At 54.7% G+C, this 24,660-nt stretch carries 24 protein-coding genes and 1 pseudogene; 14 read left to right on the top strand and 11 right to left on the bottom strand.

The window, feature by feature from the left end; all coding sequences use genetic code 11:
* Nucleotides 1-65: 65 nt before the first annotated feature.
* Complete coding sequence (locus ACC569_RS03500; RefSeq protein WP_372522114.1) at nucleotides 66-1,172, bottom strand: S1C family serine protease; 1,107 nt, start codon at nucleotides 1,170-1,172, stop codon at nucleotides 66-68.
* Nucleotides 1,173-1,646: 474 nt separating this feature from the next.
* On the opposite strand from ACC569_RS03500, the gene ACC569_RS03495 reads away from it, so the two are divergent.
* The 11 genes from ACC569_RS03495 to ACC569_RS03445 all read left to right on the top strand — a co-directional run bounded on the left by ACC569_RS03495 (nucleotide 1,647) and on the right by ACC569_RS03445 (nucleotide 17,781).
* Nucleotides 1,647-3,761, top strand: a complete 2,115-nt coding sequence (locus ACC569_RS03495) for an N-6 DNA methylase (protein ID WP_372522113.1) — start codon at nucleotides 1,647-1,649, stop codon at nucleotides 3,759-3,761.
* The gene (locus ACC569_RS03490; protein ID WP_372522112.1) at nucleotides 3,758-4,885 is read left to right on the top strand and encodes a restriction endonuclease subunit S; all 1,128 of its coding nucleotides are present in this window, start codon (nucleotides 3,758-3,760) and stop codon (nucleotides 4,883-4,885) included. The genes ACC569_RS03495 and ACC569_RS03490 overlap by 4 nt, the downstream gene beginning before the upstream one ends.
* Nucleotides 4,885-8,682: an anti-phage defense-associated sirtuin Dsr1 gene (gene dsr1 / locus ACC569_RS03485; protein WP_372522111.1), complete on the top strand. Its 3,798-nt coding sequence runs from the start codon at nucleotides 4,885-4,887 to the stop codon at nucleotides 8,680-8,682. The genes ACC569_RS03490 and dsr1 overlap by 1 nt, the downstream gene beginning before the upstream one ends.
* Before the next feature lie 22 nt (nucleotides 8,683-8,704).
* Nucleotides 8,705-11,947: a type I restriction endonuclease subunit R gene (locus ACC569_RS03480; RefSeq protein WP_372522110.1), complete on the top strand. Its 3,243-nt coding sequence runs from the start codon at nucleotides 8,705-8,707 to the stop codon at nucleotides 11,945-11,947.
* Between the two features lie 151 nt (nucleotides 11,948-12,098).
* A complete protein-coding gene (locus ACC569_RS03475; protein ID WP_372522109.1) occupies nucleotides 12,099-13,274 on the top strand; it encodes a hypothetical protein in 1,176 nt (391 codons plus the stop codon).
* Nucleotides 13,275-13,304: 30 nt separating this feature from the next.
* Nucleotides 13,305-13,748, top strand: a complete 444-nt coding sequence (locus tag ACC569_RS03470; RefSeq protein ID WP_372522108.1) for a GIY-YIG nuclease family protein — start codon at nucleotides 13,305-13,307, stop codon at nucleotides 13,746-13,748.
* A gap of 91 nt (nucleotides 13,749-13,839) precedes the next feature.
* Entirely contained in the window at nucleotides 13,840-15,192 is a 1,353-nt protein-coding gene (locus ACC569_RS03465) for a helix-turn-helix domain-containing protein (protein ID WP_372522107.1), read from the top strand.
* 149 nt (nucleotides 15,193-15,341) lie between these two features.
* Nucleotides 15,342-15,875, top strand: coding sequence for a flavin reductase family protein (locus tag ACC569_RS03460; protein WP_372522106.1), 534 nt, complete (start codon nucleotides 15,342-15,344; stop codon nucleotides 15,873-15,875).
* 209 nt (nucleotides 15,876-16,084) lie between these two features.
* Entirely contained in the window at nucleotides 16,085-17,083 is a 999-nt protein-coding gene (gene rhuM / locus ACC569_RS03455) for a RhuM family protein (protein WP_372522105.1), read from the top strand.
* A gap of 237 nt (nucleotides 17,084-17,320) precedes the next feature.
* Nucleotides 17,321-17,584 (top strand): DUF4258 domain-containing protein, encoded by a 264-nt coding sequence (locus ACC569_RS03450; protein WP_372522104.1) that lies wholly within the window; start codon nucleotides 17,321-17,323, stop codon nucleotides 17,582-17,584.
* Nucleotides 17,581-17,781, top strand: a complete 201-nt coding sequence (locus tag ACC569_RS03445; protein WP_372522103.1) for a DUF2283 domain-containing protein — start codon at nucleotides 17,581-17,583, stop codon at nucleotides 17,779-17,781. The genes ACC569_RS03450 and ACC569_RS03445 overlap by 4 nt, the downstream gene beginning before the upstream one ends.
* 234 nt (nucleotides 17,782-18,015) lie before the next feature.
* Here the strand turns inward: ACC569_RS03445 and ACC569_RS03440 are convergent, their stop codons facing one another.
* The 7 genes from ACC569_RS03440 to ACC569_RS03410 all read right to left on the bottom strand — a co-directional run bounded on the left by ACC569_RS03440 (nucleotide 18,016) and on the right by ACC569_RS03410 (nucleotide 21,628).
* Entirely contained in the window at nucleotides 18,016-18,318 is a 303-nt protein-coding gene (locus tag ACC569_RS03440) for a hypothetical protein (RefSeq protein ID WP_372522102.1), read from the bottom strand.
* 8 nt (nucleotides 18,319-18,326) lie between these two features.
* Nucleotides 18,327-19,088 (bottom strand): molybdopterin-dependent oxidoreductase, encoded by a 762-nt coding sequence (locus tag ACC569_RS03435; RefSeq protein ID WP_372522101.1) that lies wholly within the window; start codon nucleotides 19,086-19,088, stop codon nucleotides 18,327-18,329.
* Between the two features lies 1 nt (nucleotide 19,089).
* The gene (locus ACC569_RS03430) at nucleotides 19,090-19,743 is read right to left on the bottom strand and encodes a cytochrome b/b6 domain-containing protein (protein WP_372522100.1); all 654 of its coding nucleotides are present in this window, start codon (nucleotides 19,741-19,743) and stop codon (nucleotides 19,090-19,092) included.
* Between the two features lie 150 nt (nucleotides 19,744-19,893).
* A complete protein-coding gene (locus tag ACC569_RS03425; RefSeq protein ID WP_372522099.1) occupies nucleotides 19,894-20,160 on the bottom strand; it encodes a hypothetical protein in 267 nt (88 codons plus the stop codon).
* A gap of 277 nt (nucleotides 20,161-20,437) precedes the next feature.
* Complete coding sequence (locus ACC569_RS03420; protein WP_372522098.1) at nucleotides 20,438-20,749, bottom strand: HigA family addiction module antitoxin; 312 nt, start codon at nucleotides 20,747-20,749, stop codon at nucleotides 20,438-20,440.
* Nucleotides 20,749-20,919: a type II toxin-antitoxin system RelE/ParE family toxin gene (locus ACC569_RS03415; RefSeq protein ID WP_372522097.1), complete on the bottom strand. Its 171-nt coding sequence runs from the start codon at nucleotides 20,917-20,919 to the stop codon at nucleotides 20,749-20,751. The genes ACC569_RS03420 and ACC569_RS03415 overlap by 1 nt, the downstream gene beginning before the upstream one ends.
* 310 nt (nucleotides 20,920-21,229) lie before the next feature.
* Entirely contained in the window at nucleotides 21,230-21,628 is a 399-nt protein-coding gene (locus tag ACC569_RS03410; RefSeq protein ID WP_372522096.1) for a hypothetical protein, read from the bottom strand.
* Between the two features lie 210 nt (nucleotides 21,629-21,838).
* Here ACC569_RS03410 and ACC569_RS03405 point away from each other — a divergent pair, with 210 nt between their 5' ends.
* On the top strand, nucleotides 21,839-22,180 hold the full coding sequence (locus ACC569_RS03405) for a zinc ribbon domain-containing protein YjdM (RefSeq protein WP_372522095.1): 342 nt from the start codon (nucleotides 21,839-21,841) through the stop codon (nucleotides 22,178-22,180).
* Between the two features lie 236 nt (nucleotides 22,181-22,416).
* On the opposite strand, the gene ACC569_RS03400 is transcribed toward ACC569_RS03405, so the two are convergent.
* Together ACC569_RS03400 and ACC569_RS03395 are read right to left on the bottom strand one after the other, a co-directional pair.
* Nucleotides 22,417-22,632, bottom strand: a complete 216-nt coding sequence (locus ACC569_RS03400; RefSeq protein ID WP_372522094.1) for a BrnA antitoxin family protein — start codon at nucleotides 22,630-22,632, stop codon at nucleotides 22,417-22,419.
* A gap of 34 nt (nucleotides 22,633-22,666) precedes the next feature.
* A complete protein-coding gene (locus ACC569_RS03395) occupies nucleotides 22,667-22,948 on the bottom strand; it encodes a BrnT family toxin (protein ID WP_372522093.1) in 282 nt (93 codons plus the stop codon).
* Nucleotides 22,949-23,303: 355 nt separating this feature from the next.
* On the opposite strand from ACC569_RS03395, the gene ACC569_RS03390 reads away from it, so the two are divergent.
* Nucleotides 23,304-23,528, top strand: coding sequence for a type II toxin-antitoxin system HicB family antitoxin (locus tag ACC569_RS03390; protein WP_372522092.1), 225 nt, complete (start codon nucleotides 23,304-23,306; stop codon nucleotides 23,526-23,528).
* Nucleotides 23,521-23,742, top strand: a pseudogene (locus tag ACC569_RS03385) (type II toxin-antitoxin system HicA family toxin). Before ACC569_RS03390 ends, ACC569_RS03385 begins: the two are co-directional and overlap by 8 nt.
* Nucleotides 23,743-23,854: 112 nt before the next feature.
* Here the strand turns inward: ACC569_RS03385 and ACC569_RS03380 are convergent.
* On the bottom strand, nucleotides 23,855-24,016 hold the full coding sequence (locus tag ACC569_RS03380) for a hypothetical protein (RefSeq protein WP_372522091.1): 162 nt from the start codon (nucleotides 24,014-24,016) through the stop codon (nucleotides 23,855-23,857).
* Between the last annotated feature and the right edge of the window lie 644 nt (nucleotides 24,017-24,660).

Below are 24,660 nucleotides of genomic sequence, written 5' to 3'. Positions count from 1 at the left end.
AATAAAAATCTTTACAGCTAGAGGTTGGCCCGCAAAAAAAGGTGTCATGCCCGCCCCCGATTACATCATCGCTGGGGATCCATCTCCTCCGGCACCACCTCCAACTCCATCCTCCGCGTCCTTCGCAGCAACTCGATCCGCACCGGCTCCCCGAACGGCGATTCGGAAAGCCCCCGGTGCAGGTCATCGACGTACTGCACCGCCTGCCCGTTCAACGCCAGGATGAAATCCCCGGTGCGCACGCCGGCGCGGTAGGCCGGGCCGTTCGGCTCGGCCGACATCACCTCCACCGCGCGCTCCGCCGGCAGATCGAGCGCGCGCACTAGCCGCCGTTCCACCGGCCGGTCGCGCCCGCCGATGCCGAGATAGCCGCGGCGCACGCGCCCGTGCGCAAGAATCTGCGACAGCACCCACTGCGCGGTACGCGCCGGGATCGCAAAGCCGATGCCCTGGGCGCGCGCGATGATCGCGGTGTTGATGCCCACGACCGCCCCGCGCGAATCGAGCAGCGGCCCGCCCGAGTTGCCCGGGTTGAGGGGTGCGGTGTGCTGGATGATGTTCTCGATGAGCCGGCCGGTCTGGCTGCGCAGGCTGCGCCCGAGTGCGCTCACCACCCCGGTGGACACGCTCGACTCGAACCCCAGCGGATTGCCCATCGCGATCACGAGCTGGCCCGCGCGCAACCGCGCCGAATCCCCGAGCGCGGCATACGGCAGGCCCGAGCTGTGCGCGCGCAGCACCGCGAGATCGGTCGGCGCATCGCTGCCCACGACCTCGGCCGCCACCGCCGCACCGTCGGTGAACGTGACTGACAGGTGCGCCGCCCCCTGCACCACGTGATGGTTGGTGAGCAGATAACCATCCGGCGCGATCACCACGCCCGAGCCCGCGCCGTGCGGCTCGCCATAATTATTATTCCCTCTCCCTCCGCGCGAATGATCATTCTGTTCCCCTCTCCTTTTAGGGAGAGGGCTAGGGAGAGGGTGAAAATCATTCGTTGATGCATGCCCCACGCGAATATTCACCACCGCCGGCCCCACGCGCTCGACCACGTGAATCACCGCGCGCGAATAGGCATCGAGCAGCTCCGCGTCCGCGGGCGCCACTGCATCGCCCCCCCGCCCGCTGCTGCCCAAGTCCTCGCCGCCCGTCAGTTCTACCTTCCGGTCCATGACAGTTTTGTCGTCCATAGTCCCAAACCAATGGGGGTGGGGGAAGGGCGTTTCAAACTCTGCCTATATTTGGCCGTCATCCCCGCCAAAGCAGTGGGTTGTCCTGCCCGCGTAGGCGGGTATCCAGAAACAGGTTGTCATTCCCGCGAAAGCGGGAATCCAGGCTTTAAAAAACGACTCATCTACATCATCGACATCCTGGCATGGTGTAAGCCGGGACCCAGATGTTAGGATTCCAACATAATTTAGAAGGGATTGGAGGAGGGCGTTGGTCGCACAACCAGAACAACAAGCCAGGGAGACAATTGATAAGCTGCTTACTCAAGCCGGCAGGGTGGTCTGCAATCCTTTTAATGGAGGTACTCAGGCCCTTCGTCGCGCATTAATCCCAGAATTCTCGTTGTCCTGCCACAGCTATTCCAATTTTTACCTAACCAGCCAGGCGCAGATAGAAATATAGGAAAACAAACGCCTATGCCACAGCTCGAACACATCGAAGCGATCGAAAAACGCCTCTGGAGCGCGGCGGACACGCTGCGCTCCAACTCCAACTACGCCAGCAACGAATACTTCCTGCCGGTCATGGGCCTGGTGTTCCTGCGCCACGCCTACAGTCGCTATCTGATGGTGAAGGAAAAGATCGAGCCTAACTTACCCAGTCGCGGCGGCAAGACGCGCGCACTGACCAAGGAGGATTTCTCTCAGCAAAGCGCCATCTTCCTGCGGCCCAATGTGCAGTTCGATTACCTCGTGGCTCTACCCGACAGCGCCGACCGCGCCCGCGCCATCATCGAGGCGATGGAGTCCATCGAGAAGGACTACGAGAACCTACGCGGTGTGTTGCCAAAGAATGAATATCAGGAACTAGACAATCAAGTCCTCGGCCAACTCCTGCGCACTCTCAACCCCGATGAGCTGAAGAAGGTCTCCGGCGACGTCTTCGGCCGCATCTACGAATACTTCCTCACCCAGTTCGCCGACCAGAAGGCCCACGACGGCGGTGAGTTCTTCACCCCTGTCTCACTGGTCTCGCTGATCGCCCACGTGCTCGAACCCGAGCGCGGCACGGTGCTGGACCCGGCCTGCGGCTCCGGCGGTATGTTTGTGCAGAGCGCGCGCATTGTCGAGGAGCACGGCCAGAGCCCCACCGAGCGGCTCACCTTCCGCGGCCTGGAAAAGAACGCCACCACCATTCGCCTGGCCAAGATGAACCTGGCCGTCCACGGCCTGGAAGGCGACATCCAGAAGGCCATCACCTACTACGAAGACCCGCACGAATTGGTTGGCAAGGTCGACTACGTGATGGCTAATCCGCCCTTCAACGTGGACGAAATCGACGCGGACAAAATCAAGAGCGATCCGCGCTTGCCCTTCGGTCTGCCCGGCGTCAATAAAAAAGAGAAAGTCAGCAACGGCAACTACGTCTGGATTAGCTATTTCTACAGCTACCTGAGCGAGAAGGGCCGCGCCGGTTTTGTCATGTCGTCCCAGGCCTCCAGCGCCGGTGGTGGTGAGGCCAAGGTGCGGCAGAAGCTGATCGAGACCGGCGATGTCGACGCCATGATCGCCATTCGCTCCAACTTCTTCTATACCCGCGCCGTGCCCTGCGAACTGTGGTTCCTTAACCGTAACAAGCCCAAGGCACACAAAGACAAGGTGCTGATGATCGATGCGCGCAACGTCTACCGCAAGGTCACGCGCAAGATCTACGACTTCTCCCCCGAACAGCAGAAAAACCTGCAAGCCATCGTTTGGCTCTACCGAGGTGAAACCGAACGCTATCTGGAACTGGTTTCGCAATACCTCGGGAATGTCGCGGAGGAAGCGCAAGCCTGTTTTGAGCTAAAAGATGAAATGGGGCAGACCGCCCAGCCATTGCCAGACTATGCCGAGGCGCTGAAGGTTTTGCGAAAAACACTGGCGCCGTTCCTGAGCAGCCAGCCCAAAACTGGGTCGCAGGTAGAAGTGCTGAAGGAACTGGAAAAAGAGACCGAACTGTTCGGTCAGGACATTGAACTATTCCGCAAGAGCGTGCAGAAGGCAGCCAAACAATGGGAGGCGGCACCGGATACAAACGCCGCGCTGCTCAAGCTCACCAAAGAGTTCGAGCCAATAGCCGAAGCGAGCCGCGACCTGATCAAGCAGACCGATCTTATATATAAGCTCGCCACCCGTCTGATCGATACCTGCGAAAACGAATGCAAGGCCAAAGAGAGCGACGCCTGGGTAAGTCGCGACATCATCCGCGCCCGCAAGGTTGCCGACGAAGCGCGCCACTTTGCCGTCGAACAACTCAAGCAGGTGCGCTACTTCTGGAAACAGACCCACTGGCTTACCGAGCGCTTCCCCGAGGCCAAACTGCGCGAGGTGGCAGGGTTGGTCAAACTGGTGAACATCAAGGAAATCGAAGCTAACGACTGGAGTCTCACCCCCGGCCGTTACGTCGGTGTTGCCCCCGAGGAAGTAGACGAAGACTTCGACTTCGAGGAAACCCTGCGCGAAATTCATGTCGAGCTGGAAGACCTCAACGCTGAGGCTGTCGCCCTGGCTGCTACTATCAAAAGGAATTTTGAGGAGTTAGGGGTATGAGACATGGCCAGCTTGGAGATTTCGTTCAGTTCGCCTACGGCAAAGGGTTACCGGCTCGTGATCGTAAGCCGGGGCTTGTTCCAGTATTTGGGTCTGCTGGCTGCGTCGACACACATGATGTGGCCCTTGTAAAAGGGCCTGGCGTGATTGTTGGTCGGAAGGGCACGGTGGGTGCGGTGCATTGGTCTGACAGCGACTTCTATCCGATCGATACTACTTATTATGTGCTTCCCAAAGACACCCATCTTCGGTTGCGCTATGTCTACTACCTGTTGAAGACGTTACCACTGCCGAGCATGAACACGGATGTCGCGGTTCCTGGCTTGAACAGGACGAATGCGTTAAGTCTAAAGGTTGCCATCGCAACGCCCTCCACGCAAGACCGGATCATCGATACTCTCAATGCCTACGATGACCTGATCGAAAACAACCGGCGGCGGATACAGTTGCTGGAGCAGGCCGCACGACTGCTCTATCAGGAATGGTTCGTCCACCTCTGCTACCCCGGCCACGAACACGTCAAAATCAAAGACGGCGTGCCGGAGGGTTGGGAGAAGGCCCCGATCTCAAACTTCTGTACGGTCGGTCGTGGTGGTTCGCCCCGGCCAATCAACGACTATTTAGACGGAACGGTTCCCTGGTTCAAGATCGGAGATGCGACAGCATCTGAGAGTCCCTTTGTCTTCTCAACCGCTGAAAAGATCATCGAGGATGGGGTAAAAAAGAGCGTCATGCTGCAACCGCTAGAGCTCATCCTTTCCAATAGCGCAACATGCGGAATACCGTACTTCACTGGCATTACAGGATGTATTCATGACGGATGGCTCTATTTCAAGCAGCTTAAACGCATATCCAAATGGTTTTTCTATTGCTGTCTTTTTGAAAAGCAGCGAGAAATACTCGCTGGTATTGGTGAAGGTGCGACCCAGAAGAATCTGAATACAGACTACATCGGTAGACAGATTGTGTTGTTGCCAAAGGAGCAAGGTCTACTCGCCGCATTTGACGACACCGTTGAGCCACTTTTTTCTCAGATATTTACGTTGGCACATGCGAATATAAAGCTATCCCAAGCTCGCGGCTTGCTCCTACCGCGTCTGATGAACGGAGAGGTGGCGGTCTGATGCCTGCCTTCGTTTCCAATGGTCCAAATATCCCAGAGCATCTATTGCAAGCGCACGAAGACGGCCGCGTTGTATTTTTCTGTGGTGCCGGTATTTCTACTCCGGCAGGCTTGCCGCTTTTCAAAGGACTGGTTGACGATATCTATGCACAGTTGGGCACGACCAAAACGCCTGTAGAGGACAAGGCTTATGAAAAAGAACAATATGACGCGACACTCGATCAGCTTGAGAGAAGGTACCCAGGACAGCGTCTGGCAGTTAGGTCAACATTGGCGACAATTCTCAAGCCTAAGTGGCACAGAAAAGATGCCACGACCACGCACGGGGCACTATTGCAGCTCGCGACAGACAGAAAAGGTGCGGTCAGGATCGTTACGACTAATTTTGACCGAATTTTCCAGCGAGTTATCGCCAAGCAAAAACTTGATACTCCTAGCTTAGCGGCGCCTCTTCTTCCTATCCCCAAACCAAGTCGCTGGCATGGAGTGGTGCATCTACATGGATTGTTGCCGGATCGATCTGATGACACGGCACTAAATCGCCTGGTGCTCAGTAGCGGTGATTTTGGTTTGGCATACTTAACCGAGCGTTGGGCGGCTCGGTTCGTAAGTGAGCTTTTCCGATATCACATTGTTTGCTTTGTCGGTTACGGTATTAATGATCCTGTTTTGCGCTATATGATGGATGCGCTTGCTGCTGATGAATTGCTTGGCGAGGCGAAGCCAGATGCGTACGCATTCGCAAGCTTCTGCGACGGCGAAGAGAAAGAAACTTTAACAGAATGGGAGGCGAAAGGGGTTATTCCGTTGCTGTATAAGGTGCCTACGGGTACGCAAGACCATTCTGCACTCCATCGTACCCTCAAAGAGTGGGCAGATACCTATCGCGATGGGGTGCGGGGCAAGGAGATGATCATCGCTCAGCACGCGAGTACGCCGCCGTTGGCCCCATCACGGTCAGACTATGCCGTGGGTCGCGTGCTGTGGGCGCTAACAGATGGACTAGCAGCAAAACACTTTGCCGATTTGAATCCCGTACCTCCAATAAAGTGGCTGGAGCCGTTATGCGAAGACCAGTTTGAACATCGAGACTTATCACGCTTTGGGGTTGCTGCTAACAGCAACGAGAATAAGAAACTAAGTTTCAGTATCGTTCGCCGTCCAGCACCGTATACGCATTCGCCCTGGATGTGCATCGTTGATATGGGTGGACGGGGAAGCGACTGGGACGTCGTAATGTTTCAATTGGCGCGTTGGCTCACGCGGCATCTAGACGACCCAGGCCTAATCATTTGGCTCGCCAAAAAAGGCGGTCAGTTGCATGAGCGATTCGCAAGGCTGATCCGCAGCCGACTAGAAGAGCTAGACCGGCTAGATGCCGAGGGGAAGCAGGACGACCTTGATCGCATCCGTGCTGATGCACCCAGAGCCATTCCCGGCCCATTGATGCGCACGCTATGGCGGATTCTTTTGGCAGGCCGCCTAAGGCCACTTTCCCGACGTTTTGATCTCTACGATTGGTTACGCCGCATAAAACAGGATGGCATTACACCATCTTTGCGTATGGAGCTGCGCGAAATTCTGACGCCCTACGTAACTTTGCGTGCACCCTTTCATTGGGATGAGGAAAAACCTGACCCGTTTGAGCCGAGGCGCATCAAAGACCTTGTTGACTGGGAGCTTGAACTGGCAAGTGATTATGTACATTCCGCATTGCGTGATCGGGAAGACAAATCGAAGTGGCAGGCAGCATTGCCTGATCTGTTGCAGGACTTCACCGGATTATTGCGCGATGCGCTTGATCTGATGAAGGAATTGGGCGGCGTGGAAGATAAGAGCGATTCGACTTATATCCATCAACCTTCGATCAGCGAGCACCCCCAAAATAGAGATTTCCATGATTGGACAGCTCTGATCGAACTGACTCGGGATGCTTGGTTAGCGACTGCGCAATCGGATCGTGTGCCAGCACGACATGCCGCCGAAGGCTGGTGGCAAGCGCCTTATCCAGTGTTTAAACGGTTGGCTTTATTTGCGGCCACTCATGAAGGCGTGATTTCACGGCGACAGGCGCTGGATTGGGTATTGGCTGATGAGTGCTGGTGGTTGTGGTCAGTGGAAACCGAGCGTGAGGCGTTGCGCCTGTTGGTGGCATTGGCACCAAAATTGAGTGAGCCTGAAATGGCTGAACTGGAACAGGCCATTCTTCGAGGACCACCACGTGCCATGTTCAAGAAGGATATTGAGCAGGAAGAGTGGGAGCGGATTGTTAATCGGGAAATGTGGTTGCGCCTTGCGAAAGTACAGGCTACCGGGGCTGAACTGGGTCAGGTTGCAAAAACCAAGTTGGATGAGCTTACACTGCAGCACCCACGTTGGCAGCTGGCCGAAGACGAGCGAGACGAGTTTCCGTATTGGATGGGAGAGGGAGAGGGGGATGAATGGCGAGAATTCTACCGCACGCCACACCGCCGCCGTGAACTGGTTCTATGGCTCAAGGAACACGCCAGCTCTGACCCCTGGAAGGACGATGACTGGCGACAGCGTTGTCGCGACGACTTTCCAACTACGGCATGCGCCTTGTGCGCGTTAGCCAATGAAGGTGTATGGCTGGGTGACCGTTGGCGCGAGGCACTTCAAGCCTGGTCAGAAGAGAAGCTCATTAAGCGATCATGGCGCTACATGAGTCCTGTCCTGATTAATGCACCTGATGAGTTGGTGCGTTCGCACACTCATGGGATCAGTTGGTGGTTAAAGGCCATCGCCAAGACGTTCGAAGGGCATGAAGCACTTTTCTTTCTCCTTTGCCGCCGCATTCTTGCGATGAATCACGAGGATGGGGTGGAAGGTGAAGATCCTGTCATGCAGGCCATCAATCATCCCGTGGGCCATGTGACGGAGGCGCTTCTGCAGTGGTGGTATCGGAGGTCGCTGGAAGATGGCCAAAGCCTGCCAGAAGAACTCAAACCCATCTTCACAGAGCTATGCAACATACAGATAGAAAAGTTCCGCCATGGTCGTGTGTTATTGGCCGCGCACGTTATTGCGCTGTACCGCGTTGATCGTGATTGGACAACGGAGCATCTCTTGCCGATGTTTGACTGGCAGCGCTCACCGATTGAGGCTCGTGCAGTCTGGGAAGGTTTTCTGTGGTCACCACGCCTATATCGGCCACTTCTATCTGCTATTAAGCAACCGCTGCTGGAAACGGCGGCTCGTTATGGTGAACTTGGCAAACATGCTGATCAGTATGCAGCTTTTTTGACCTTTGCGGCACTGGACCCAGGCGATACTTTCACACCGAAGGAATTGGCTGATGCAATTCGCCGTTTACCAGCAGACGGGCTGAAAAGCTCGGCACAGGCTCTGGTGCGAGCGCTAGAAGGAGCGAGGGATCAGCGCGGTGAATATTGGCGTAATCGTCTTCTTCCATATCTTCGCAGCATCTGGCCGAAAACTCGTGAATTAATAACACCGGCGATATCTGAAAATCTCGCACGACTGTGCGTGGCAGCCGGTGCAGCGTTTCCTGAAGCATTACAGGAATTACGCTACTGGCTACAACCAGCACAAAACCCAGATTTTCTAGTTCATCTCATGCACGAGGCAAAACTCTGTGAAAAGTTCCCAGAAGATGCTTTGGCGTTTCTGACCGTTGTCGTTGCCGATGATGCTCAGTGGTTGCCAAGAGAGCTACGGCAATGCCTGGACGCCATTGAGCATGCGGACCAGCAGTTGGCCAATGATGTTCGTTTTATTCGTTTGGCTGAGCTAATCAGAAGGGGTGGAATGGTGTAAGTAAATGAAAAGGTAACTAAAGATGAGTCCCAGTAACTATACCGAAGACACCCTCGTCCAGCAGACCACCGCCGACTACCTGGAGCAGCGGCTCGGCTGGCAGTCGGTTTATGCCTATAACAACGAGGGCTTCGGGCCAGACAGCCTGTTGGGGCGCACTTCAGACCGCGAGGTGGTGCTGACGCGCACGCTACGCGAGAAGCTAGTAGCGCTAAATCCGGGGTTGCCGGATGCAGCCTACGATGACGCCGTGCGGGAAATCACCGCCATCGTCGCCTCGCAAACTCTGGTCGCCACCAACCGGGAGAAGTACGCCCAGATGCGCGACGGCGTGTATGTCACCTTCCGCAATGATAAAGGCGAGCGGGTGCGGCAACGGTTGCGGGTGCTCGATTTCGACAAGCCGAACAATAATCACTTCCTATGCGTGCGCGAGCTGTGGGTGCGGGGCGACCTTTACCGGCGGCGGGCGGACATCATCGGTTTCGTCAACGGCCTGCCGCTGCTGTTCATCGAGTGCAAGAACCTGCACAGGAATCTCAAGACTGCCTTCGAGCAGAATTTCTCCGACTACCGCGACACCATTCCGCATCTGTTTCACCACAACGCCATCGTGATGTTTGGCAATGGTGAGCAAGCGAAGATCGGCTCGATCACCAGCCGCTGGGAGCACTTCAATGAGTGGAAGCGTCTGGCCGAGGAGGCGCCGGGTGCGGTCGACATGGAGACGCTGCTCAAGGGTGCGTGTGAGAAGCGCAACTTCCTCGACCTGATGGAGAACTTCATTTTGTTCGATGAGTCCGCCGGCGAGCCGAAGAAGATCATCGCCCGCAATCACCAGTTTCTTGGAGTCAACCGCGCCATTGAATCTGTGCGCGACCGCAAGGCGCGACAGGGCAAGCTGGGGGTCTTCTGGCACACTCAGGGCTCGGGCAAGAGCTATTCGATGGTGATGTTCACCCGCAAGGTGCACCGCAAGCTCGGTGGTAACTTTACCTTTCTGGTGCTGACCGACCGAGATGATCTCGATACTCAGATTTACAAGACCTTTGCCGGCTGTGGTGTGGTGAGCGACCAGGAACTATGCCGCGCCGCCAGCGGCCATCACCTGAATGAGCTGCTGACTCTACACAAGGCCTATGTGTTTTCACTGATCCAGAAGTTTAATCAAAAGGTGGAGCCAGAGCAGCCGTATAGCGAACGCGACGATATCATCGTCATCACCGACGAGGCGCATCGCACCCAGTACGGCACGTTGGCACTCAATCTGCGTAACGCCCTGCCTAACGCCAGCTACATCGGCTTTACCGGCACGCCGCTTTTCAAGGACGACGAGATCACGCGCCGGGTCTTCGGCGAGTATGTTTCCACTTACGACTTTCAGCGGGCGGTGGACGATAAGGCCACGGTGCCGCTCTACTACGACGCCCGAGGCGAGAAGCTGGGCGTGGCCATCGGTGACCTCAACGAACGCATTGCCGAAAAGTTGGAGGAACTGGAGACCGACAACATCGATGTAGAGCAGCGGTTGGAGAAGGAACTCAAGCGCGACTATCACATTATCACCGCAGACAAGCGGCTCGATCAGGTGGCGCGGGACTTAGTGCGGCACTACTCCACCGCGTGGGAAACCGGCAAGGCGATGCTGGTGTGCATTGACAAAGTGACCTGCGTGCGTATGTACAACCTGATCGCCAAATACTGGGACGAGCGAGTCCGCGAGCTAGAGAAGGAGCTGGCATCGGTCGCCGACGAGCAGGAGGAGCTGTTCCGCCGTCGCCAGATCGACTGGATGCGCGAGACCCGCATGGCGGTGGTGGTGAGCGAGGAGCAGGGCGAGGTGGACAAGTTCCGCAAGTGGGATCTGGATATCACCCCGCACCGCAGGCTGATCAAGGAGGGCATCGACCTGCCCGAGTCAATGCGCAGCAAACCCGAGTACCGCAACATGCAGACGTTGGCGCTGGATGATGCATTCAAGGCAGAGGAGCACCCGCTGCGCGTTGCCATCGTCTGCGCGATGTGGCTGACCGGGTTCGATGTGCCCAGCCTCTCCACCCTCTATCTCGATAAACCGCTCAAGGCCCACACCCTGATGCAGGCCATAGCCCGCGCCAACCGCGTGAACGAGGGCAAGAACAATGGCCTGATCGTGGACTACTGCGGCATTCTCAAACACCTGCGCAAGGCACTGGCGACCTTTGCCGGAACGCAGCCGGAGGGCGAAGGCAAAGAAACCGACCCGGCTAGATCTGACGAGGAGTTGCTGGCGGACCTGGCCGAGGCAATCGCCCTGGTGCGAGCCTTCCTTGAAGACAGGTACTCCGCACTCGATGATGTCATTCAGAAGACCGGCTTTGAGCGCAACGGAGCCATAGTTGCGTGCAAGGAGGTGGCCAACGAGAACGATGAGTCCCGCAAGCGCTTCGAGGTGATGTGCCGCGAGGTGTTCAAGAAGTTCAAGGCCTGCATTAACGTCCAGGGCGTGAATGCCCACCGGTCTGATCGGGATGCGATTAATATCGTCTACAAGAGTCTGCAACAGGATCGCGAACAGGCCGACATCACCGACATCATCCGGCAGCTTCACCTTGTGGTGAACGACGCAATCGAAGTACGACCAGGCACCCAAGACTATCCATCTTCAACTTATGACATCAGTAAGATCGATTTCGACCGACTGCGCAAAGAGTTCGAAAGCAGCCCTAGAAAAAAAACCACCGTCCAGAACCTGCGGCAGGCCGTGGAGCAACGATTGCAACGCCTCTTGCTGCAAAACCCTTTACGCACAAATTATCAGCAGCATTACGAGCAGATTGTTTCCGAGTACAACCGCGAGAAGGACCGAGTGACCATCGAGCATACCTTTGAGGCCTTGTTCAAGCTCGTTCAGGAACTCGATGAGGAAGAGAGACGCGCCGTCCGCGAAGGTCTTGACGAAGAGTCACTGGCGATATTCGACCTGCTGAGAAAACCGCATCTCAAAGCATCCGAGATCAAGCGTATCAAGGCCGTCGCTGTGCAATTGCTCGAAAGGTTGAAGGCAGAGATACTTCGAGTGGATCACTGGCGCGACAAAGAAGCGACCCGTGATGCGGTTCGGGTGGTTATCCATGATTACCTTTGGGATGAGGCGACAGGTTTGCCCGTGGACGCTTTTGCTGAAGATGACGTGGAGGCGAGAGCTGAAGAGGTGTTCCGCCATATCTACAGAGCCTACCCGACCGTGCCTTCACCCTATTTCAGAGCTCAATCTATGGTGTGATTGCTAATGTGGCGGTGGCAAGGTTGATAATAAATCGGGGACAACTCAGCTTGAAGCTGCGTAGGAGCAGTTCCGGGAGATTGCAACAAACCTTAGCGGCGCGCAGGATACTTCTAGTGATTAAGTCTGCCTGATTCATAGGGAGGGCCATGTGTCTCTACTAACGCTGTGGCAGTCCAATCCAATAGATATTGGAAATAAGCATATCCAGCAGCTTGTGAAGATAGCGGGCGACGGAGCGCTCAAGGACGGCGGTCAAGCTTCTACTGAATTAAGGGAGTTCCTTGCAGCTGTCCCGACAGAGGTGGTTGAGCGATACCTTAAGCAATGCCTTGATACATCGTTTGATGACAGTGGCCTTGTCCTGCAAGATGTTGTGAATGAACTCGGTGAAAGGCTTGGGTGCGACATTGATCGTGGTCTTTACCGAGGCAAGCAGAATGTTGTTGGATTTGACGGAATCTGGAGATTTCCAGGTGGCTATAGCATTGTTGTCGAAGTTAAAACGACCGATGCGTATAACATCTCACTAGAAAAAATTGCAGGATACCGTAATGCCTTAATTAAGGAAGGTAAGATCTCGGAGAATTCATCTGTGTTAATAGTAGTCGGGAGAAAAGACACAGATAGTCTTGAAGCACAAGTGCGCGGCTCAAGACATGGATGGGATATTCGGCTTATCAGTGCCGATAAGCTTCTCAAGCTTGTAGAAATTAAGGAAGCCGCAGATAACAAAGAGACAATTCAAAAAATCAGGACTGTCTTAAGGCCTCTAGATCTTACAAAGGTCGACTTTATTGTCGATCTTCTTGCCACTACGGCAGATGATATTAAGGAAACAGTCTCGTCAGATGAGGAAGCGGAGGGAGCTGTTCTCTCAGGTAAGAAGGAGAAAAAATTCACGCCGGTTGCCTTTCATGAGGAAGTGGTTAGTCGTTTACAGAAGGCATTGAGTGTTGAGCTAAAGAAAGAGACACGCACTCTATACGTAACACCCGACAAGGTTGTTTCCGCGCGCGCCTTGGTTTCTAAGTCGCACGTCGGAGGACCGAATAAATATTATTGGTATGCTTTTCATCCGTATTACAAGGACCCATTGAACGAGTACAAAAAATCATATATAGCGTTTGGCTGTGGGGGTCCTGAAAAGATTCTTCTATTTAATCTTGCTGAGTTCGTAGCTTGGTTGCCAAAAATGAACATTACAGAAAAGGAAGACCGGGTGTACTGGCATGTTCACTTCGTCGAAGATGAAGCGGGAAAGATAGAGTTACGTTTCAAAGGTGGACAGCATCCTACAGATGTAACAACACACCTCGTCAGTTAGCCCTTAGAGCTAAGGTATGGAGGATAAGAAATGGCAAAAAAAAGACGGAAAACTAAAACTACTAAGGGAGCCTTAATAAAAGGGATGTCCCGGAAGCTCCCGAGTGAAATTCTAGCAAGTCCGATTTTTCGGGAAAAACTTAAGGAGCTGATGAAAGGCTACGCGGGAATCTATGCGCTTTATCGGAAGGGTAGCGTCTACTATGTCGGGTTGACGACGAATCTTTTCGGTCGTGTTAGTCACCATCTAAAAGACAGGCATAAAAGCAAGTGGGATCACTTTGTCATTGCGCGTATCAAAAGAGTAAATTACCTAAAAGATATTGAAACATTGCTTACTCATCTGATGGACCTTCCTGGTAACCGAGTGAAAGGGCATGTACCGAAGGACGCAGACATCAATGGCATCCTTAGGCAAATTCTCGCAGTTCATTCTCGCGAGATTCGGGAGATTAAGAAGGTGTTGAAAAAATAGAAGAATAGAGTCAGACAATACTAGTCTTTAAAAATTAGCGTTATTTGTTCTCTGATCCAGACCGTTCCAGCTGTAGAGGAGTTGGTTATTAATGATCGAGCACCAATACAACATAGTTGATCCAGAAAAAATACTGGCCGGGTTTCTCGAAGCTAACCAACAGGGCTACCGAGAGTTACGGCTTAGAGCTGTACTCAATTACTCGAACAGTAAGTGGGAATTAGTTAGCTGTGTTATAGAAGCAATTACTAGTGACACTATACCTGTCGGACGCGTTTCCTCCAGGCACTATCCTCAGGCTATCCTGTTCGAAGAATGGCTTACTAACCAAGCCTGTTCAAAGCTTATGATTCAAATTGCGGAAGGACGTATGCATTTCGGTGATCTGATCGTGCAAACGACCGAGACACGACAACAATGGGACATGGAACAAGTTGCCTTGAGTAATCATCACATGTTCCGCGCGGGCCATGTGTTGTCTACGCGATTCAATAGCAGACTATCGGGAATGTATAGTGCATTGGTGACAACCGACCAACCGTATTACCCTGACCTTGCAGAAGCAGCCCGATATTGGTTGCCTTTCCCCGTGTATCATGGCAATAGCGACAGTCATAACGGTCATATCGTATTTTTCTTACCAGAAACGAGAGCGTATTTGGTTAATACTCTTCCCAAAGGTGAGACGCTTGAGGTCGAGATAGCAGGAACGCAGATAAACCAACTTGCACTTTTCCTCAAAGGAGCTTGGTGGGCGGAGGATGGCATACATCATATCGAGGAGCCAGTTACCAAAGGTCACGCAGAACTTCATATTCCTGAAAATGTCGACCGTCTGGAATATGTACTTATGGGTTCCAATGGCACGATATACGACTTTCAGCGCGAAGACATTTATAGACATACCGGGCTTGGACGAAAGCGGCTCCTTGGTGCAGATTCCACTCTCGTTGCAATTGTGCAAGAGGTTTGTCGTGATGGAGAAGGATTGAAAGTTGAATTCAAGCCATTTATTGAGCTTAATGGCGGATACAAAAAGACAAAGTTAGGCGAGTTAGTCGAAACTATCGTCGCTTTTGCCAATGCGCAGGGTGGACGCATTTTTCTTGGGATTGATGACAGCTGTAGCTTATTGGGCATAGATGAAAAACTGGCTGAATGGGTAAAAAATTCCCCAGACGATAACGCGTGCGAAGAATATCTTGGTGCGCTGCGTGGGAAAATTCGTGATGTCGTGGTGGGAGATCCATCTGTTCGATTTTTACAGACAGTCGTTGAAGATCGTCGCATAGCCATTATCGAAGTTGCTGAGGCACAAAACAGGCCTATCTATATCCGGCAGGATAATAATCTTTACATTCGCCGTGGAGCGAGCAACGCGAAGGCAATGCCGGGTGAATGGAACAACATTATTTGTCAGAAAAGGACCAATTTCCCTGCATAGTTTTTGCGAAGTATCTACGGTCATTTCAATATGGTCAGACACCATTGTCGCTGCACCTCCCGATATCCGTCGGCTGATCATGAGTGCTGCCGACGGAATTAAAGCGGAATTAAAGAGGCCTAGCTCGATTTCCCACGGGTGACCAGACCATGAAAAAGTCCTTTCCCTTGTCCAAAGTCTACGGCCTGCTGGAACCCGGTCCGGTGGTGCTGGTGACCACGGCACAGAAGGGCCGGGCGAACGTCATGACCTTGTCGTGGCTCACGATGATGGACTTCGAACCGCCGTTGGTTGGCGTGGTGATGAGCGACCGCAATTACAGCTTTGCGGCGCTGAAGGCCACGAAGCAGTGCGTCATCAATATTCCCACCGTGGAACTGGCCGCGAAGGTGGTTGGCGTGGGCAACAGTTCCGGCCGGCGCCTCGACAAGTTCGCCGCCTTTGGTCTCACGCCGCAGCCGGCCCGGCATGTCGCGCCGCCGCTGATCGACGAGTGTTACGCCAGCCTCGAATGCCGCGTCACCGACGCACGCATGGCGACGCGGTACAATTTCTTCGTGCTCGAAGTGCTCAAGGCCTGGATCGACCCGGCGCGCAAACGCCCACGCACCCTGCATCACCTCGGCAAGGGCCGCTTCGTCGTCGACGGCAGGACGATCACGCTGCCTTCGCGGATGAAGTGAGCCGGAATATTGATTGACGCGTTTGCCGACCCCCTCCCCCTATCCCCCTCCCGCGAGGGGAGGGGGTCCCTGTTTTTCCGCCGTCCCGTTTTACTACCCACCTTTACATCGAGGGCTGACCGCCGCATATACGACGATATAATCAAACCCAAAGCAGAGATTGGTAAAAAACCATGGCGGCGGACAGGACAAACCCTTAAGGTGGGAAAGTGAAAAATCGAGAGAACAAACTGGGCGAAGTTGTTCTTTATAAAACGGAGGACGGCAAAGCCGCCCTCGACGTACGGCTTGAAGGCGACACCGTTTGGCTTACCCAAGTCCAGATGGCAAAACTCTTCGAGAATACGAAACAGAACATTAGCCTGCATACCCGCAACATATTTCGCGAGGGGGAGCTCGCTGAAAAAGCAGTTGTCAAGGAATCCTTGACAACTGCCCCAGACGGCAAAAAGTACCGCACCAAATACTTTAATCTGGACGTCATCATTTCGGTCGGTTATCGGGTGAAGTCCAAACGCGGCACACAGTTCCGCATCTGGGCCACCCAGACACTCAAGGACCACCTGGTTCGCGGTTACACCCTGAATCGTCAGCGCTTCGAGGAAAATGCCCGCGAGCTGGAAGCAGCGCTCACGCTGGTGCGCAAAACTGCCGGGCGCGAGGCGCTGTCCGGCGATCAGGGGCGGGGGCTGGTGGATGTTATTTCCCGCTACACCCAGACTTTCCTGCTGTTGCAGCGCTATGACGAAGGGCTGCTGACGGAACCGAAGGGCACTGCCGGCGGTACATTACCCGCGACAACTGAGGCCCGGTCCGCCGTTACCACACTCAAGAAGGATCTGATCGCCCGGCGTGAGGCCGGCCCGCTGTTCGGTCAGGAGCGGGACGCAGGCCTTGGGTCCATTCTCGGGAACCTGGAACAAAGCGTGCTCGGTGCGCCAGCCTATCCCAGCATCGAATCCAAGGCGGCGCATTTGCTGTATTTCGTTATCAAGAACCATCCGTTCAGCGATGGCAACAAGCGCATCGGGTCGTTGCTGTTCGTGGATTTTCTGAACCGCAACGGGCAATTGTTTCGTAACGGTGAAGCGGTGATCAACGACGTTGGGCTTGCCGCGCTGGCGTTGCTTGTGGCGGAATCCGATCCCAAGGACAAGGAGATCGTCATCCATTTGATCATGAATATGCTTGTTGGCGTATTGAAATAACGGCACTAAGTCACAAATCTTTACTAAGAACACTTGTTGATGAAACGTACAACAGAAGAACGGATGCGTGAATTCGTGCGCGAGGCGCTTGCTTCGGATATTTCGATTGAGAAGGGTGCGGCAGTATACCGGGCAGGGGATGTTCACTCTTGGCTGGAACGACTGGCCAAGAACCGTCGAGCCGCCCGGCCCAGACCGTGGAGTAAACAGTCTATTTCGTGGGCACGGTAACAAAGAATGCCAGGAAAAATTCATTTCGAGCTAACCAGTCATGCGGTTACCGTGATGGCTGAACGGAAAATACCCTTGGCTTGGGTTGAGCGCGTATTGATGAGGCCGGAACGGATCGAGCCGGACAGGGTTGACCCTGAGTTGCACCATGCGCTTGGACGTATTGCTGAGCGTGATGACCGGATACTGCGAGTGGTCTACAATATAAACACTGAACCATGGCGGGTAGTGACGGCTTATTTCGACCGGGCTATGAGAGGCAAGTTATGAAAATGCACTATGACGAGAAGTCTGATGCGCTGTACTTACGGCTCGACAATTCGCAAATTATCGAGTCTGAGGAAGTCCAGCCGGGGATTGTTCTCGACTATAACGACAACAAACAAGTAGTAGGGGTTGAAATTTTGCGCGTGAAGGAGCGGGTGCCATTGGCTGATCTGAAACACCTCGACTTCAAAGTCGCTTGAAATAGAAATTAATTACTTCCCCTGTGGATTCGACCCAGGGCACAGGGGCTCTTCCGGAGCCCCTTGTTTTTCCGGCTTGCATTGGCGCGTACGAATAAGCAAACGGCGAAGCGTAAAACGATTCTGAAAGTCGTGCACGAAACCGCGCGTGGGCTGCGCGATGCGGACGTGATGGAAGCCAAGACTACGATCCTTTTTTATCTTGACGCTGTCACACTCGCGGGGAGGGGTGGTTTACTTTTTAATTTCCTCCTGCTTCATCATCTCGTCCATGACGGCTTCTTTCTGTTTCGCGCGCGACTTCACATCGCCCTTTTTCATGCCTTTCTTGGCCATGCCCGTCGGCATGGGTTCGTTCATGTTCATGGGCTGCGTGGATTCTCTTTGCATCGTCTTGTGCATGCGCGCAGTGTCCTGATCGGCGCTGCTCCCGGCGGGCTGGTCACCGGACGACACCGGCGCGCTCCTCTCGGCGGCGGTTGACGGGAGGGCGCACGCCAGCGTCAGGATGAACGGGGCGAAGAAGAGTTTTTTCATGCCGGACCTCACAAACCGGAGAACCAGTTGTAACCCATGTCTTCCCAGTAGCCGCCCGGGTACACGTTGGTGACGAAGATTTCCGCGATGTGTTTCGGGTTCTTGAAGCCGAGCTTGGTGGGAATACGCAGCTTCATGGGGAAGCCGTACTTGGCGGGCAGTACCCGGTCGGCGAATTGGAAGGTCAGCTGCGTCTGTGGATGCAGCGCCGTGGCCATGTCGATGCTGGTGTAATAGTCGTCCAGGCATTTGAAGCCGACGTATCGGGCCGAAAGATCGGCGCCCACGCGCTCGAGAAAATAGCGGAATGGCACCCCGGTCCATTTGCCGATGGCGCTCCAGCCCTCGACGCACACGTGGCGCGTGATCTGCGACACCTGGGGCAGGGCGTAGAGTTGCGCCAGCGTCCAGGGTTTCTTGTCACGGATCAGGCCACCGAGCGCCAGCCGGTAGCTCTGGGGATCCACCACGGGAACTTCGTCTTCGTCGTAGAAGGCGTTGAACGGAAACGGCTGGGTGATCGCGCTTTCCGGATAGACAGGCGCGAGCTGGCGAGGGTTGAACAGCCAGCCTTGTACGCGGTCGTTCCACCGGGACATGGCCCACAGCGTCTTCTCCACTGCGTCGGTATCGGTGACGTCGCAACCGGTGAGCAGCGCCAGTGCACCAAGGCTCAGGGAACGTTTGAGGAACAGCCGGCGTTCGATGAGCTGGATCTGTTTCGGCGGGACGGTCGCGAGGGCGTTGGCGAGGCGTGGGCGTTTTTTCATGTCAGTGCTCATTCTCGGGCGAGGTGGCACCGTGTGGCGCGCGGCCGGTGAACATGGGGAGCAGCGTGCGCGGCACCAGGATCACCAAGGCGACGTGCACCACGATGAACCCGACGACGCCGGCCATGGCGAAAAAGTGCAGCAGGCGCGCACCCTCGTAGCCGCCCATGAGCGCGGTCAGACTCTGGAACTGCACCGGTTTCCAGATGCCAAGCCCGGACAGGACGAGCACGATGCCGAGCAGGATGACGACGAGATAGGCCATTTTTTGTATCGCGTTGTAGGCCCCCACGCGATGCGACATCCGACCACGAAACAGATCGGCAAATTCGCGCGCGACGGCGCGCGCGGTGAACGGGAAGAAGCTGGCGCGGTAATGCCCGGAAATAACGCCGTACAGCACGTAAACGATGCCGTTGGCCACCAGCAACCACATTGCCGCGAAATGCCATTGCAGCGCGCCCGCGAGCCAGCCGCCCAGAGTCAGGCTCGACGGAAAATGAAATGGGAATATCGCCGAGGCGTTATAGATGCGCCAGCCGCTGAGGATCATGACAAGGATCGCGAACGCGTTGATCCAGTGGACGACTCGCACTACGAGCGGGTGGATGACAACGCTCGGCAATTTAGGCGGATCGTCGCTGCTGGTCGCCATGGATGTTCTCCCGACTGGCCGGGTATCGCGGCCATCCGAAACAATAAGGCGACCGCTTGGGAAATTCCAGCGCAAAATAATGTGTTGGCCACGGCAGGCAAAAAACCGGGGTAAGATCACAGTTTTCGCTAATACTCGCTCCCGCGGGTCTTAGCGTCCGCTCTCTACCTCGTGTTTAATTACCGCCAACTCCTGCTCGACGTCGGCAAATTCACCATATGAATGCGTCGTCCGCGAATACCAATAGCGGCTATTGCCCGCATCGCCTTCGATCTTGTGCAGCACGGCGTGAATCCAGCACGCGAGCGGGTCGTCTTCGTCCTGTTGCACGGTCTTGTGCGCGCGTTGCCAATCGCCGGCAAGCGCGGCGTCAATGGCGTCTAGCAGATCGATCTTCATGTGCGGACGATAGCTCAAGGTCTTACCCTGCTTCAACCAGAACGTAACGCGGAAAAACCGTGCTGATAGCGGCGTTTCCAATATTCTTGATCGGGGCAGGTGAGAAGCGTAATTAAAGTGGCTTGGCCCGATTTTCCACGGGAGACAAGACATGAAAAAGTCCTTTCCCTTGTCCAAAGTCTACGGCTGGCTTCCGCCCGGTCCGGTGGTGTTGGTGACCACGGCGCAGAAGGGCCGCGCAACATCCCCTACATTTTGGCTTAAGTAAGTGCCATTCTGATCTGGCCCCGCTTTCTTAGGCCGCTTTCTTCACCGGTTTGATGCGCGCATAGCGACCGGTGCGCGCACGCCCCAGTTCCCACAGGTCCACGGCCTGCTGCATGTTGAGCCAGGACTCCGGCGTGGTATTCAGGAGGCGCGCCAGGCGCAGCGCCATGTCGGGCGAGACCGCGCGCTTCTCGCGCAGCAGCTCCGAGACAGTGAGCCGCGATACGCCCAGGCGTCTGGCGAACTCGCCCTGCGTGATGCCCAGCGCGGGCAGCACGTCTTGCCGCAGAATCTCTCCGGGGTGCGTCGGGCGACGCTTAGGATCGCGCAGTGTCTTCATCAGTGATAATCCTCCAGGTTCACGTCGTAGGCTCCATCCGGTCCATACCGGAAGGTGATGCGCCAGTTTCCCGACACGTCGATGGCATAAACGCCTTTCCGGTCGCCCTTGAGCGGGTGAAATCCAAAACCCGGCAGGTTCATGTCTTGGGGGCCGGAAACAGCATCCAACCGGTCGAGCAGGCGGCGGATACGCGCCGCGTGCTTGGGTCAATGCCCCGATGATCTCCGGTCTCGAAGAAGCGTTGCAGGCCCTTGTGCCGGAAGCGAACGATCACGAATCAAGTGTAATGCGTGACATTACAATTGGCAAGGCCCATCAGACGGCGTATAGCGTTATACGCAGTCGGTGGCTATGCTGCGCAATAAAAGGGGACGGATGGATTAAAGATTAAGCAGCGGAAATGGGGCGTGAATCTGTGCCGCCGGTCCGCCATCGCGGCATGTGCGGCGGCTGGCCGGGATACCAGTCGGGTGGGCGTTAGTCGCTGAAGTCCAGCGCGGCGATGAGGCGGTTCAGTTGCCCCTGGGGGCCGGCCTCCTTGGCCAGCGCATCAATGTTGCCGTCCCGGTCGCGCTCGCGCGCCTCGATCTTTTCAATGTAGCGCGCGTTGCACTGCGCCACGGCTTGCTTGAGGTTCTGCAGGTGCCCGACGATCTCTTCCTGTGTTCGAACCCAGGTTTCGATGTACAGGCACTCATTAGTGTCGATCTTTGACGGGAAGGTCGCTTTAGACTGGTGATCGATGAAATCGTGACACCAGTCAACCGGCGCCTTGTGCGTGAGCCGGAAGCAGAGGTCGATGTACGGTTCCTTGCGGATTCGCGGCGGGCGCCTTTCGTCGATGCCCGTGATTCTGATATCGCTGATGCCTTCCATACTGCGGTTCCTCGATTTAACGCGTGCTGGCCCGTGGGCCACAGTGTCACTATACGCGCAAAACCGGGGCGGAGCGGGATTCGGCAGTAATAAACCGGATCAAAGGACAGTTTTTGTTAATATGAAGAACTGTCAGGAGCTGAGTACGAGTTCAGCCATATTTTTCATCATAACTGCCACGTTTGTGTTAATCAGCAACGGAATATCACCATGAGCAACCTGCCCAAGTGCCCGAAGTGTGGCTCCGGATACACCTATGAAGATCGAAATATGTTCGTTTGCCCGGAATGCGCGCACGAATGGTCAAAAGAGGCGGTAACCGAAACTAGCGACGAGGCGCTCGTGGTCAAGGATGCCCACGGCAGCGTGCTGCAGGACGGCGATAGCGTCACCGTCATCAAGGATCTCAAGGTCAAAGGTTCCTCATCGGTGGTCAAGGTCGGCACCAAGGTCAAAAATATCCGGTTGGTCGAGGGCGATCACAATATCGACTGCAAGATCGATGGGATTGGGCCGATGAAGCTGAAATCCGAGTTCGTGAAGAAGGTATAAGGCGTAAAAAGAATCCCCGCTGAGCGGGGATGATGTGTAAAGCCTGTTGCCGCCCAGGGTGCAACAAAACCCGTTGCACCCGTTCGGCGGCGCGAACATACGTTAAGTATGTTCGCGAAGTCACCGCCTCACCCCGCCTCCGCGGGGGTGACAAGCAAGAAGGATAAAAGCTGCCCAAGGGGCGGCTTTGGGTCATTCAATACCTGTTGCCGCCCAGGGCAGAGGCCCAAATACGACTACTGATGCCGGCGCATGTACTCGCGCAGTACTTCGTTGATCTTTGATTGATACTTTTCGCTGCGTGTCTTGAACCAAGCGAGCACGTCGGCATCGAGGCGCAGGCTGATAGGTTTCTTGACGGCGCGGTAGAAACGCCCGCGCACGGCGCCGTCCCAGTCGCGCACCTCCGGGATATCTTTGGTGTCGATCTCCTTCTCTTGAAGGTATTTCACTGCCCGCACTTCCTTTTTGCGTCGTGTCGTTCGCTTAGTCTTGCTCATAATGCCTCCGTTCGTGCGCGGTCGCCTTTCGCGCAGAGATAATGCGGATGACTTCTTCGTCCTCATCGTGACGCGCCGTGTGTGTCACCAGCAACAATACAATTCCCTCAACCACCCCGAGGGTATGCCAGCGCTCTTCGTCGCCTTCCACGCGATCGAGCTTGCTGAGCGCAAGCGGATCGTCGAATATTTCCTGCGCCAGCTCGAAACTGACGCCGTGCTTTTTCTGGTTCGCGCGATTTTTCTTCTCGTCCCATTCGACGCGCACAGAGCAAGTCCTTTTATCAGTATATGCAATATTGTATATACATGTCGTTGCGGGTCAAGGCGCCGGGGCGGTTTGGGGCATGTGCGAACGATGCCGAAAGATTACAGGTGTGTGTATTTCTCGACCGTTGCTTGGGAGGATTTCATATACAGCTTTTGGAATTAATGGGGCCTGGCTCGATTTTCTACCGCCTACGCGGGGTGACGAACAAGAATGAATCATGCCTTTCCACTGTTCTGTTTCATATCCAACCTTTACATCGAGGGCTGACCACCGCCTGTACCACGGTATAGTCAGACTTATGCGTCATTCATGAATATCGTGCTATTCCGTTTCGATACAGGAGAACTTTAAAATGGCCAAGAATCTTTATACAGCGATTTTAGAGCGTGAAGGCGATGTATATGTCGCCTTATGCCCGGAACTGGATATCGCCAGCCAGGGAAAAACCGTGGAAGAGGCCACTGCCAACTTGAAAGAAGCGGTGGAATTATTCCTGGAAACCGCTGATCCTGCCGAAATCAAACAACGCCTGCACGACCGGATATTGGTAACCACCTTCGAAGCAGCGCATGGCTAAACTGCGTGTCCTCTCGGGGCGCGAGGTCTGTCGTATCCTAGGTAAACACGGGTTTGTTGAGGTTCGCAGGCGCGGCAGCCATGTCGTCATGTAGCGCAAGACCGACGTTGGTACCACAACTGTTCCAGTGCCAGATCACTTGGAGCTGAAAATTGGCACGCTACTTTCCATCATTCGGCAAAGTGGGCTCCAACGCAGTGAGTTTGAGGCTTGAAGAGCAGGGCAGACATGAAAAGCATTAAGAGGGGCCAGGCACAATTTTCTAAAACCAGCCCAACCACCCTCCGTCCTCAACAATCAGATGGTGTTGCGGACGCCAAAAATTCTTAGGATTTAGACTTCGCGCCGATATGCGACAGAATCGCCACCAAGAGTGCGGCTGACGACAGCACAAAAATATAAAAGAAACTTTCCATGAATTGAAAATACGTCGACGCCAGATATGTAAGGATCGACGGCGCGACGATCAGTAAACCTATCTTCAGCATGATACTTGACTCCTCCTACCCAGACCGCGGCTAAGATAAAATTATGCATCGAAATCTTTATGCGGGATTATTTTAAGTCTCAAGCCTTTTATGGAGATATGATATGGATCAACTCCAAGAAAGAAATCACTTAGCGAGAGCGTCCGCTTCCGTCCCAAATTTTATTGTTGTTCACGCTGTCGCCGCATGAACCAAGTAAATCTGTCAACTATTCTTCAGAGCGGACAATTGCCACCGTACCACAGGCTGACATCGCAGGATAGGAGATTCCCGTTACTATCACTGCTCATTGGCGAGTGGTCCATAAGAGAATGCTTAAATTAATTCTTTTAATTACACCCCAAGCAAAAACTCGGCCTATGATTAATATGTCTGGCATGCATCGATTACCCTTAACGGGTGGATCCGCTACGCAGACGGGTGTCACTGAATCGTCATGCCTTCAGTTCCCGCCAGACGGTGACGATGGTAACTCGCACAGCGTCCGTGAACGGACCCTGAAATCAGGAGGCCATCATGCGCGCACTTCACTTACCGCCGACCGACAAGCTTATTGAAGCCGTCGTGTTCTTTGCGATCGTAGTTCCGATCGTGATTATTTCTATGATAGCGGTATTCGTTTTCGCCACCCGGTGAACCTGTTG

It is taken from the genome of Sulfuricaulis sp. (assembly GCF_041499725.1).
Taxonomy (GTDB): domain Bacteria; phylum Pseudomonadota; class Gammaproteobacteria; order Acidiferrobacterales; family Sulfurifustaceae; genus Sulfuricaulis.
The sequence above is the reverse complement of the archived record's forward strand: the minus strand, read 5'-3'. Positions and strand labels throughout refer to the sequence as shown.